General features: G+C 47.5%; 11 protein-coding genes. 1 reads left to right on the forward strand and 10 read right to left on the reverse strand.

Annotation, left to right across the window (positions count from 1 at the left end):
* Positions 1-6: 6 nt before the first annotated feature.
* The 8 genes from OXH39_19615 to OXH39_19650 all read right to left on the reverse strand — a co-directional run bounded on the left by OXH39_19615 (position 7) and on the right by OXH39_19650 (position 9341).
* Complete coding sequence (locus tag OXH39_19615) at positions 7-213, reverse strand: hypothetical protein (GenBank protein MCY3552670.1); 207 nt, start codon at positions 211-213, stop codon at positions 7-9.
* 203 nt (positions 214-416) lie between these two features.
* A complete protein-coding gene (locus tag OXH39_19620; protein ID MCY3552671.1) occupies positions 417-3110 on the reverse strand; it encodes a tetratricopeptide repeat protein in 2694 nt (897 codons plus the stop codon).
* 44 nt (positions 3111-3154) lie between these two features.
* Positions 3155-4102, reverse strand: a complete 948-nt coding sequence (locus tag OXH39_19625; protein ID MCY3552672.1) for a hypothetical protein — start codon at positions 4100-4102, stop codon at positions 3155-3157.
* Positions 4103-4133: 31 nt separating this feature from the next.
* On the reverse strand, positions 4134-4823 hold the full coding sequence (locus tag OXH39_19630) for a hypothetical protein (GenBank protein MCY3552673.1): 690 nt from the start codon (positions 4821-4823) through the stop codon (positions 4134-4136).
* A 150-nt stretch (positions 4824-4973) separates the two neighbouring features.
* The gene (locus tag OXH39_19635; GenBank protein MCY3552674.1) at positions 4974-5918 is read right to left on the reverse strand and encodes a hypothetical protein; all 945 of its coding nucleotides are present in this window, start codon (positions 5916-5918) and stop codon (positions 4974-4976) included.
* A 16-nt stretch (positions 5919-5934) separates the two neighbouring features.
* Positions 5935-7257 carry an RNA polymerase sigma factor gene (locus tag OXH39_19640; protein ID MCY3552675.1) on the reverse strand — a complete coding sequence of 441 codons (1323 nt, stop codon included), beginning with the start codon at positions 7255-7257 and terminating at the stop codon, positions 5935-5937.
* A gap of 391 nt (positions 7258-7648) precedes the next feature.
* Positions 7649-8398, reverse strand: a complete 750-nt coding sequence (locus OXH39_19645) for a glucose 1-dehydrogenase (protein MCY3552676.1) — start codon at positions 8396-8398, stop codon at positions 7649-7651.
* Complete coding sequence (locus OXH39_19650) at positions 8382-9341, reverse strand: fumarylacetoacetate hydrolase family protein (GenBank protein MCY3552677.1); 960 nt, start codon at positions 9339-9341, stop codon at positions 8382-8384. Before OXH39_19650 ends, OXH39_19645 begins: the two co-directional genes overlap by 17 nt.
* Before the next feature lie 202 nt (positions 9342-9543).
* Here OXH39_19650 and OXH39_19655 point away from each other — a divergent pair, with 202 nt between their 5' ends.
* Entirely contained in the window at positions 9544-10296 is a 753-nt protein-coding gene (locus OXH39_19655; protein ID MCY3552678.1) for a HEPN domain-containing protein, read from the forward strand.
* A 40-nt stretch (positions 10297-10336) separates the two neighbouring features.
* On the opposite strand, the gene OXH39_19660 is transcribed toward OXH39_19655, so the two are convergent.
* Both OXH39_19660 and OXH39_19665 read right to left on the reverse strand, forming a co-directional pair.
* Positions 10337-11311: an ATP-binding cassette domain-containing protein gene (locus OXH39_19660; protein ID MCY3552679.1), complete on the reverse strand. Its 975-nt coding sequence runs from the start codon at positions 11309-11311 to the stop codon at positions 10337-10339.
* 119 nt (positions 11312-11430) lie between these two features.
* Positions 11431-11870, reverse strand: a 440-nt coding sequence (locus OXH39_19665) for a hypothetical protein (GenBank protein ID MCY3552680.1), incomplete at its 5' end; no start/stop codon positions are given.

Here is an 11870-nt window from a genome sequence, read left to right on the forward strand (position 1 = left end):
GTGAGTTCAAAGTTTGCCTTCTTTTTTCAACTCGGCTTGAATCTCCCGATAGTCCCGAAAATGGGTCTCGCCTTTTGCTGCAGTGTCCATGTCTAAAATGTCTTCTAAATCTTCAAGGTGCTGCATGAGAAGGCGGTACTCCGGCATCGACAGGACAGCAGCGGTTTTTTCACCTTTATGGTTGACAAGATATTGCGGATTGATATTAAGCATAAATATTCTCCTATCCAAGTCTTTAGGTTTCTGGATTTCCTATGTTAGTATAGCATATTGTCGGAACGTTGTCAAAGGCATTTTGGGAGAACACTCTGACGAAATTCAAGGTCTTGTTTAAGTGTAGTAAAGGAACAAAGTTGATGGCAATTATGGAGAAATATGACAGATCTATAGGTTTAATCTAACTTACGCGCTGATGCTCAGGGGTTGAGCAGTGGTTCATAACTATTGGTGTGTTCATGAATTCGTTGGCGTTCGCGATTGACATCCGGATCTGCACGGCGGGGGATACCGGTGATTGCATCGACAGATTCGTCCGCCTTGAAACGTAGATAGAGTTTTTGTGATTGGGCGGCGAGCGACGGGTTCTTGAGCGCACGGTAACACCGCATCATGTTGTAGTGTGCGTCCAAATCTTCTGGATCCACAGTGAGCGTCTTCTGGAATTCAGCCAGCGCGGTTTCGTAGTTGCGTTTTAGGAAGTGCATACGTCCAAGTTTGTTCCGGACACGTGTGTCGCGTGGGAATTGCGCAGCAGCGTGTTGGAGATGCTCAATCGCTGTATCGTAATTGCCGTCCGCTTCTTGAACGAGGGCGTAAAAGTAGTGGACTTTTGCGCGATGCGGGTTTTCAGGGGATAGCGTCTTCTGAATCTCAAATGCCTTTTCGAGCATCGCTTCCGCGCCTTGCATGTCTCCTTCCTCAATTCGGGCTCTTGCTACGTTTACCCACCCATCGAGATATGTTGGCTCTATTTCGGTTACCTTCAAGAAAGCAGTCTCCGCGGCTTTCAGGTCGCCTTGCAGGAGAAGCCCGATGCCGTAGTCGTTCCACCGTTCACGAATGTTCTCAGATTTTGACGGTAACGCAGTTGCTTCTACGGCTTGGGTTGACGGCACACGAAGTGTGCCTACTACTTTTAAGGTTGTTTTGGCGGATGCCATTTCGATGATCGGTAGGTTCGGGATCGCCTTGATTTTCCCAGCGACATCTGAGGTATCACCTGTCCAAACCCATTTGCCGTCATCGTAGCCTTTATCTACCTGAAAATCCGTGTCCTCTGGGTCACGCACACCGGCGTAAGCCCACTGTGTGTGCCACCAATTGAATTTGCGGTAGTTGAGTTTCGCCTCCAGTGTGAGACGGTCCCCACAATCGGGTGGGATTTCGAGCCGGTAGCGGACGGTATCGGCGGCACCGGGTGGAATTGTGTTTGAATAGAGCACAGTTCGCATTGCCCAAGCGTTTCGTTTATTAATCAGGTTTCCGTGTGCATCAAGCATATAGGCGCGATAAAAATGCGCGCTCGGATCGACCGGTCCGTTTCCATCGGGCGCAGCGATTCTGCCGTTCCAGAAAACGATTTTTCCGTTTTCATCGGTTGCTTTTACCTCCAGCCAGATGTCGAAGGCATCGATCGTGCCAGTCGGGAAACGGTGTCCAACACCTCGTGTGCGTACGACGACATCAATCCGTGTGTCTTTACCTCGTGCGATTTCAGTTCCACTGCTTGGAATCGGTGTGCCGTCTTTGAAGAGATCCAACGTTACTACTTTATTCTCCAAGAACTCTGTTACAATTTTGAGTTGCTCTGGATGCTGATTTACAAAGGGCAGTGCTGTGTTTGCAGCGGGGAAGCGGTGGTTATGAACCTTGCCATTGATATTTCCTGCATCTGTAGAGTCAACGAGCGGCATGTGACAATCGACGCACTTTTTCGCCGTTTCGGGATAGTAGAAGGACAACGCGCCTTGGTGGGAGACCCCGCTTTTCTGCCACTGGTCATAGTCGTTGAAGCCGCGTACCCATCGAAAATTGTTGACCGGTTCGTCCAGATGCACTTTATGACAGGTTGAACAGAACTCAGCCGTGTTTTCACGATGGAAGGGTTTGAGGAAACTCTTTTTATGCGGTTCTGGATCAAGCCGGATGAGGTAGTTATGCAGATTGCGGATGATAGGATTCTCACTGGCAGCGATGTCGTGCAGTGGGGGATATTTAATCACGTACCCGCTGTTCCCCATTGTGTCTTTAACTTTTTCGATGGAGTGGCACGCCGTACAGGCGAGTCCTGCTTGCGCTGCTGGGGTATGGAGGTTTTCACGAATGGGTCTGTCCATCACGCCGTTAAGTAGAATTGCTGGATCGTGACACCCACCGCACCACTTAGAGGGTTGAATGCCGTTGACCTCCTGCATATAGACGATTGATTTACGATACCATTGGTTATTGAAGGAGGAGAAGTGATGAGCGGATTCGTTCCACTGCCGATAGATGTCTGGATGGCATCCCTTGGTGGCGCAGGTCTCCGATGTAAGAAAGAAATCGGTTGGAATCAGGGCACCCGTCTCTGTTTCGACGGATGCGGGAAAGAAGTGACCAGTCGTGCCGCCGCCCTCCTCGTACATACTTGTCGGAGGGAGTGCCGGATTTTCGACGAGATAGGTTTCGTTTGGTAGATAGTGTTGTGTAAGTTTCGCACCTATCGGGAAAAGGACGACAACAACCAGCACACCGATGTTTATTTTTTTTAGCAATGGCGTGAGGAAGGCATGATCTCTCAATAAGTGAATGCTGAGGAGAATACTACCCGCGCTTATACTGACGATATGTGTGATGAGTAACCACCGATAGGGGGTTATCGCACCGACGATCATCAGATAGCCACCACTGATAATGCCAACAACTATACCGATACTCCCTACTTGTCCAAGTCTTGAGATTCGCTTCAATTGTCGGTAGAGGTAGATACTGAACGGAATTATTAGAAGGACACCAAGTCCAACGTGGAGTAGAACGTTGGAGATGTAAAAGAGCGTCGGTTCACCGAAGCTAAACAGATACGCGCTGTTAAGCAGCAAAATGAGGAAGACACAGAAGAAAATTTTTCGCATTTTTTAAGTTGTAGTACACTGCTATAGCTGCTTGGCTGAGTAGGTTATTGACCCTTGATGGAGTCTGTAGGTCGCGGGAGTAGCTCTCCGTATTGTTTGAGGAATTCTTCTTTGGACAATGTCTGACGGTTCACCCGAACCATTGCACCATCGGGAAGATCAACGGTGAATGTTTCTGGCGGTATGGTGTGATTCACTTTGAAATCCTTTACCTCCAGCGTCTGCCGGGAAATTATAGGGTATGTCGCTTGAAAATCGAGCCAAGCATATTCATTAAGGACTGATTTGGGGAACCAGATTTCTCCGAGTTGCTGATAGGAGACTGTTGTGCGATCAATAGTGAGTGCCTCCATCGGAATATCACTGTCCAGAGCATCTACAGGACGCGGGAATTGGCTTTCATGTTTGAGGTATCGAAACCCTCGCTCGGGTGCGATCCAAATCTTTTCAGACATCTCCCCCTGTTTTGCCTCCAAGACGTAACATAGCGTCCCGTTGATAAGTTCACGTCCAGTAATATGAAAGTTCTCGCTCTTAAGATAGGTCGCTAAATCTTTGTGTCCCAAGGTGAGCCAGTGTCTTGGATCCATTGGTGATTTAATTAGAACAGGTGCCTGTGGTCCCGGATTAAAGTAGTAATTAGGGTGCCTTTTGGCGTGCGGATCAATTTCCCAATATGCCATTGGTGTAAGTATTACAGTTGTTCTCGGTGAATCGAAGCGAGTATTTTCTGAGTCAAAAGTGATACGCTCCTTAGAAATATGGAGATCATCATCGAAGGGAGGTTGCCCATCAGTATAAATCACTTCCCCTTCACCAGATTTGAGCAGTGCATGGTGATGTTTGATGGCTGCTAAAAGTGCCTCAAAATCAAGTGCATCTTCTGCTATGTCTTGTGACGGTGTTTCCTGTGCGAATGCTATCGTGAAACATGCAAGAAAAACGAAGCAGGGAAGTAGGAAACGATTCGGTTTCATATTTAAAACGAACATTGTTTTGCTCCTAATTTTTCTTAAGTAGGGTTTATGGAGATGCTTCGCCGGGTTCAACTCGCATCGGTAAGGGTTCCATCAGTTCATATATCCATCCGCCGGGGAGTATTGGATCTCCCTCCACACCTGTTACTCTCAAAAAAGATCTATATCTCAGAATTTTTCCGGTGTGAGCGACATCATTGAATAACCGCTTTACCTCTTGCCATGTCTCATCGCGCCAAGCGGCAATCTCGGGTGACTTCCCTGCCATTCCATCTGTACTTCGTAGTTCGGTGTAGAGTTCCACCGCTTTGGTTAAGTTCGTGTGAATTTCCTCCTCAAGCACCGGAATTTTTTCTTCAATTTCAGCGAGTGTCAATCCAAAGAACCGTTCTTCTTCAGACGTAGTATCGGTTTCGGTTTCTACATCAACGGATAGCGTGTTTTCTTCGGTCTGCACTTCCACTTCAGAAAATTGTGTATCTTCCGATGTGAAATCTCCAGAATCTATAGATACATCGGAATCCGTAGGTGTAGAAACGATCTGTGTTTTATCAATGTCTTGGTTCGTTCGCGCCTTTTGTTTGTCTGCAGACTGGGTCTTAGCGCGCTTCGCTGGCACGGCAGTTTTATAGATCTTTATCGTTTCTTGCGGCTGATTTGCTCTGTGGACCAGAACGCCAAAGAGGACCACCACGCAAAGCAATACGCCTCCCCAAAATAGTTTCGATTTAAACATGATAAAATGCTCCTCAGTTATTACAGCGATAAATTCTGATTTGATAGCAGAATTTGGGTGTGGGTAGGAGCTGGAGTTATTCTACTAAACAACTCCAGCAAAGTCAAGACGAAAACGACACAGTATCATTAACATGAACAGTCAGATTTCCTACTGCTGCGCGTAGCGTTTGAGGAATTCCTGTTTGGTCAATGCCTTACTAATTCCATCCACTTTAATCGTGGCATCGTCAGGAAGGTCAACAGTGAATGTCTCTGGTGGTATGTCATGATTGATTTTGAAATTCTTTATCTCCAACCTCTGTCCCGAAATTATAGGATCCACTGGCTTAAAGTCGAGCCAAGCGTATTCACTAAAGACTGACTCAGGGAACCATATCTCTCCAAATTGCTGATAGGAAACTATCGTGCGAATGATGGTGAGTGCTTCCATGGGAATATCGCTGTCCAGGGCATCTACGGGACGCGGGAATTGGCTTTCACGTTTTAGATATTGAAATCCGCGTTCGGGTGCGATCCAAATCTTTTCAGTTCTATCTCCGCTTTTGGCTTCCAAAACATAACATAGAATATTTTTGAATCCCTCGCGTCCTATGATTTGGAAGTTTTTTCTTCTCAGATAGGTTGCTAAATCTTTGCTTCTCAAGGTGAGCCATCGTCTCGGATCTACATCGTGATAAGGATTGATGAGTCGAGGTTCTTCTGTACTAAAGAGGTAGTCGGAATTTCTATGTTTGTGAGAAATAATTTCCCATGATCCGATCGGCGTAAGGATAGTCGTTTTTCCTTGTGGATGGAAAGGTGTCTCCTCTGAATCGAAACGTGTTTTCTCCCTATTGAAGATGATGGTACCAGTAACAATACGGGTGTCAGTGTCAACGAACGGAGGTACCCCAAGCGTGTAAACAACTTCCCCTTCACCAGATTTAAGCAGAGCATGATGATGTTTGATAGCTGCTAAAAGTGCCTCAAAATCAAGTTCACTTTCTGCTGTGTCTTGTGACGGTGTTCCCTGGGCAAATGCTATTGTGAAACACGCGAGAAAGACAAAGCAGGAAAGTAAGAAACGATTCGGTTTCATATTTAAAAGGGACACAGTTTTTCTCCTAAGTTTAGTTTTCATTGAGGGAATTCTTAGCATCGTCTTGCTTAGAGGGTATATCAGATGCGTTACCCGGTTCAACCCCCATTGGCAAAGGTTCCATCAGTTCATATATCCATCCGCCGGGGAGTATTGGATCTTCCTCCACACCTGTTACCTTCAAAAAAGATCTATATCTCAGAATTTTTCCGGTATAAGCGACATCTTGGAACAACCGCTTCACCTCTTGCCATGTTTCATCGCGCCAAGCGGCAATCTCGGTTGATATCCCTGCCATTCCATCTGTGCTTCGCAGCTTAGTGTAGAGTTCTACCGCCTTGGTGAGATTGGTTCGGATTTCCTCCTCAAGCTCAGGGATTTTCTCTTCAATTTCAGCAAGTGTTAATCCGAAGAACCGTTTTTCAGATTGAGGAATGCTTGGATTTTCAGAATCAGCGGACACATTCGTGCTATTGTTCTTACCGCGGATAACAGGTCGTCCGATCTGATTTCGTAGTGCCAATTTTGCATCAATATCAAGGACGATGGGGGCATCAACAATTTCAATTGTGGGTTCGGATTGTGCCTCGAAACTATACGGTCTCTGGTAGTGAGCAAGGTATTGATTGCCGACACCCAGTGCCAACATAACCAAAATAGCAGCCGTGCCAAAAGCCGCCCACGGCACCAGGGGTTTCCCAATTGGGGGCGGGGATATTGGTTTGATGTTGGCAACTTGTCGGCTGATGCTCTCCATTAGATGAGTCGGTAATTGGAGGCTACCGAGTATCTCCTGAATCAAGAGTTCTTCCCTTTCCTGTAAACGCTTTCGCGCCCGACGAAGCCGACTGTTAATCGTGTTCATTGATACACCTAAAAACTTGCCAATCTCTTTCGGTTTCATTTCGCCAAGATAATAAAGGGTCACTACCGTGCGTTCGCTCTCTGGCAGCCTTTTCAGAAGTTTTTTGACGATTTCGTGACGGTGCTCGGTAGTTTCTGTTTCTCGTTGCTCCGATACATGATGTGTGTAAGAGGATTGGTCTATTTCTCTCACAGGTGTATCCTCCAGCGATTGTATCGCGGGTTTCTTTTTTTGAATCCATCTGTTGCAAAGATTGTTTGCAATGACATAAAGCCATCCAGCGAACTGATTGGGATTTTTCAGCGTCGCAAGGTTCTTGTATGCCTGAAGGAAGGTATCTTGCGTAATTTCTTCAGCGAAGTGGAAATCACCAATCCTGCGCCACGCAAGCGCGTGGACACCCTTTTGGTACTTTCCGACTAAGGTAGTGAACGCCTCGTCGTCACCTGACAAGATTCTCCGAATTAGTTGAACGTCGTCTTTTTCCATCAGGATTCTCCATCATTATTGATGAAAGAGTTGATTGTGCGTATATTCTTATCACTTGGGTAGGCGCGGCACTAAAACAGATGCGGTTCTTTAATACCGAACTATGCATGCTACCCTCTTTAATTATTAAAGATACAATTTAGGGGCAGAAAATGTGCATAATTTTTAGGAAGGACGGAATTTTATAGTAAAACCCGAAGATATATAGGCAGTCGGTCAGCAAACGAACCCCACCGCCGCTGGCGAGGATTGTATCCTCGCCTCCCCGCAATATCTACGTAATTATGGGTTTTACTATAATCTGAGAATTGGGACTTGTTGTGCGAATGATAAGTTGTCGTATAAAATTCGTATACAAGGATTGCTGAATTTACTTGTGAAATGGTTGTCTTTATCCGGCAGTGTAACCGCCATCAATCGGTAAGGCAATCCCTGTAACGAACGCGGATTCGTCGGAAGCGAGATATAGGGCACCGAAGGCAATCTCTTCGGGCTGGGCGAGGCGCCGCATCGGATGCTTGTCGGCGAGGTCCTGATATTCCGCTGGTGTTTTGATGACACCGGCGACTAACGGTGTTTCAACGAAACCGGGACAGATACAGTTGACTCGGATATTGTCCTCTGCGTAGTCGAGTGCCATCCCGCGGGTGAGGTTTGTCACGCCACCTTTGGAGGCGACATACGCCGCTCGAACATCCGCGCCGACAAGTCCGTAGATGGAGGACAGGTTGATAATGGAACCACCGCCGTTTTTCTGCATGGCAGGGATCGCTGCCTTGGCACAGAGGTAGACACCGGTGAGATTGACATCTAAACAACGGTGCCAGTCCGCTTCCGGCAGATCGCCAACGGGGAGTCGCATTGCGATTCCGGCACTGCTCAACAGAATATCCAATTTTCCGTATCTGCTGACGGTTTCCTGTACCATCCGTTCGGTATGGTCTGAAATTGTCACGTCGGTTTGGACATAAATCGCTTCGTTGCCCGCATCTCGGATGGTAGCAACAGTCTGGTTCGCGCCGTCTTCGTCGATGTCCGCGACGACTACTTTTGCGCCGTGTTCGGCAAACAGGATTGCTGTGGCTTTTCCAATGCCGGATGCGGCACCTGTCGTGATGGCTACTTTATCTTTGAGTCGCATTTTCAAAGCCCTTTTCCGTCCATTCGGCGGGATTCACTTCTGGTTCACCGATTTGGTTTCTGAGCACGCCGATGTTTTCGACTTCAAGTTCAATCACATCACCCGGTTGAATCCAGCGATCAAGTTCCCACCCACATCCTTTTCCAACAGTACCGGAGCCTAAAAACTCGCCTGGATGGAGCGTCTCTGATTGCGAAACAAACGAAATCATCTCAGCGAAGGAGTAATACATATCCGATGTACTTCCGTCTGCCCAGACCTCGCCATTGATTCTGGCAATCATTCGGAGGTTGTACGGGTCATCAATTTCATCTGGTGTAACGAGACAGGGCCCCATGATATTGCTGTTATCAAAGTCCTTTCCTTTGGCGGGACCGAGTGCCAACGTCATGTGCCGGAATTGGATGTCACGAGCACTAATATCGTTGTAAACGGTATAGCCAGCGATGTATTCCGGAGCTTCTTCTATTGAGATATTTTTCCCAGTTTTGCCGATATAGACCCCCCACTCCAGTTCAAAATCGAGTTTCTCGGTATAGTTGGGCCACGTAACGAGAGCTTCGTGCCCTGCGATAGAAGATGGGCTTGTGCTGCCGCGATAGTAATTGGGCAGTTTAAACCACTCTTGCGAGATTTCTTTACCGGTAATGCGTGAGGCGGCATCCATGTGGGTTTTGAATACACCGAAGTCTCGCAAGCTTGCCGGACGCGGGAACGGCGCGAGCAGCTGCACGTCGGCAACAGAGAAGATACTGTCGGAGGTATCAGCACTGTTAGCAGCCTGATCGATATGTTTTTGTGCGTCAGCGATGCAATTCTGTTCAAAGAACTGGATCATGTCTGGGGCAACTGCCGTGAGGTCAACGATTTGGTCGCCGGTAATCCACGCACCGAGTCTTGGTGCGCTATCTGTCGATTTGGTTTGAAAGGTAACAAGTCTCATAAGTCTTCTTTTTTGAGGATTGTGCCTCCCTGTTCAAATGGTTTCGTAGTGTTGATTATACGATGAATGCATTTAGAAATCAATATTTTTAAATTTTGTCTTGTATACGCGATAGCGATGTGGCATAATTAGTGCTATATGTTTGCCGACGTTCGCGGGGCATTTCTGTTGTGGACACGCTGAAATAAGAAAGGGGACGAGCATGGTTACCCGACAAGAGATTCAATCGACCTGTGATGACATCGTGCGCGAATTCGCGCCTTTGCAGGTTGTTCTTTTTGGTTCTTATGCGTACGGCACGCCCACGGAGTCCTCCGATGTCGATTTACTGGTAGTCATGCCGGTGCCGAAATCGGAAACCCGCCAGCGAGAGACAGAAATTCGGAAGCGTCTCGCGCGTCCTTTCCGTCTACATGTGCTTGTGCATTCGCCTGAAGACCTGGCATATCGTCTCGTGTATAACGATTGGTTTCTCCGAGAGATCACTGAAAAAGGCGAGGTGCTTTATGAAACTGCTAATTTTTTCTTGAAACCTGTAAAGAAGGAAAAACACGCGATGAATCCGTTGACAGAGGAATGGGTGGAGAAAGCTGAAGGTGATTACTCTGTGGCGCAGCAAGTGCTTCAAGGACAAAATCCAGTAAATGATGCTATCTGTTTCCATGCACAGCAATGTATTGAAAAGTATCTAAAGGCGTGGCTTCAAGAGGCGAACATCCCGTTTCCAAGGACCCACGATTTACAAGAGTTATTGAATCTGATAGTCCCGGCTCTTCCTGCTTGGGATGCTTGGCGAGAAGATTTTTCAAAGTTGTCGGAACATGCGGTTGATCCGCGCTATCCTGGGAAATTCGCGACCACGGACGAAACCGCACACGCGATGCGTATCTGCGATGAAGTTCGGCGAGCCGTTCGCGAGCAATTGAAACTACCGCTTGATATACCGGATAACTAAGAAAACTTCAGCTTTGTTCATGGTTGTAGAAAGAAGCGCGTTATACCGTTAAGGAGAGGAACAGTTCCTCCAGAGACATTTCGGTTGTGTGCATTTCAAGCAGCTGCCATCCACGTCCAACAATGGTCTCTGCAACATCTGCGCGAATGTCGGTTGCCAGTGTATAGTGAAGATGGAAGGTGATCGAGGTATCTGTACTTGCAGAGCGTTGCTCAACTTCAATCACGTTCTCGATGTTCTTAAGTGCTGCCGATATATCCTCTGCTGGTGCCCCTGCTACCTCAAGCGCGAGAATTGAGGAGGCGGGTTGTAAATCCTCTGTACTGCTGTCAGGCACATCGCTTTGTCTGGATACAGCACGCCCATCTTTCAACTGGACATCCCCGGTAATTTTGCCCCGGCTGATGATAATCAACCGTTCACATGTAAGACTGGCTTCGGGTAAAATGTGGGTGCTGAACAGAATGGTCCGTTCCTTGCCGAGTGCCTTGATTAATTCTCGGATTTCGACAATCTGTCGCGGATCCAATCCAGAGGTGGGTTCATCGAGGATTAAAACGTCTGGCTCATGGATGAGTGCTTGTGCCAAACCGACACGCTGCCGGAAACCGCGGGACAATTGCCCGATGATCTGATGTCGGCGTTCGGTGAGTCCACACGCCTCAATGGCGTTATCGAGCTGCGCTTTGATGTTCCCGCGTGGCACGCTGCGGATCTTTGCCATATAGGTCAGATACTTCGTCACTGTCATTTCTGGATAGAGTGGTACGTTTTCGGGAAGGTATCCGATGCGTTTCCGAACCTCTCGTGACGCTTTGAAAACGTCGTATCCAGCGACGGTAACGCGTCCGCTACTTGCAGGCATAAAACAGGTGAGGATCCGCATCGTTGTTGTTTTCCCTGCGCCGTTGGGACCGAGGAAGCCAACGATTTGTCCCTTGTCTACCTGAAAGGAGATGTCCCTGAGTGCTTGGAAGGGACCGTAGTTTTTTGTGATATTTTGAACTTCAATCATTTTTTTAACCTGACCCTGACGGGAATCATCAGGTGAAACTTGGCATTCACAGTTTTTCCCCGAACCCGCATCGCGCCGATGTTGCGATGCTGCCCCCGGTGGCTAAGGTCTTTCAGTTCCTAAAGGAAATCCTTTCGGGGAATACTGAAGTTTAAATCCCGGTCTCTACCCAACAAATAGGGGTTGTTGTCTGGTTGAACTGCCTCCGATTCAGCGCGGACATCCGGTAGATCAACAGTCACGGAATTCACCTCAACTCTATCTGGGTAAACTAACACTTGCTTCCACATCATCGGATAACAGATAACGCCGGAAGAGACGATACATAACATGCCTTGTTCTCTGAAAACGCGGTTGAGATGCAGATGTCCACAAAAGAACGCTAAAATCTGTTTATCAAAAGGAGAGACGATTTCGAGAACTTCCGCGGAGTTAGCGACTCGTGAACCGATCCCTTGAAACTCAACGCTCGGAAAAGGGAGTTGATGCGAAAAGATGAAAACTTCTTGCTCGTAATCTCGTGCTCTTTTTAATTCGCGCTCCGCCCATGCCAACTGGT

It is taken from the genome of Candidatus Poribacteria bacterium (assembly GCA_026702755.1).
Lineage (GTDB): Bacteria > Poribacteria > WGA-4E > WGA-4E > WGA-3G > WGA-3G.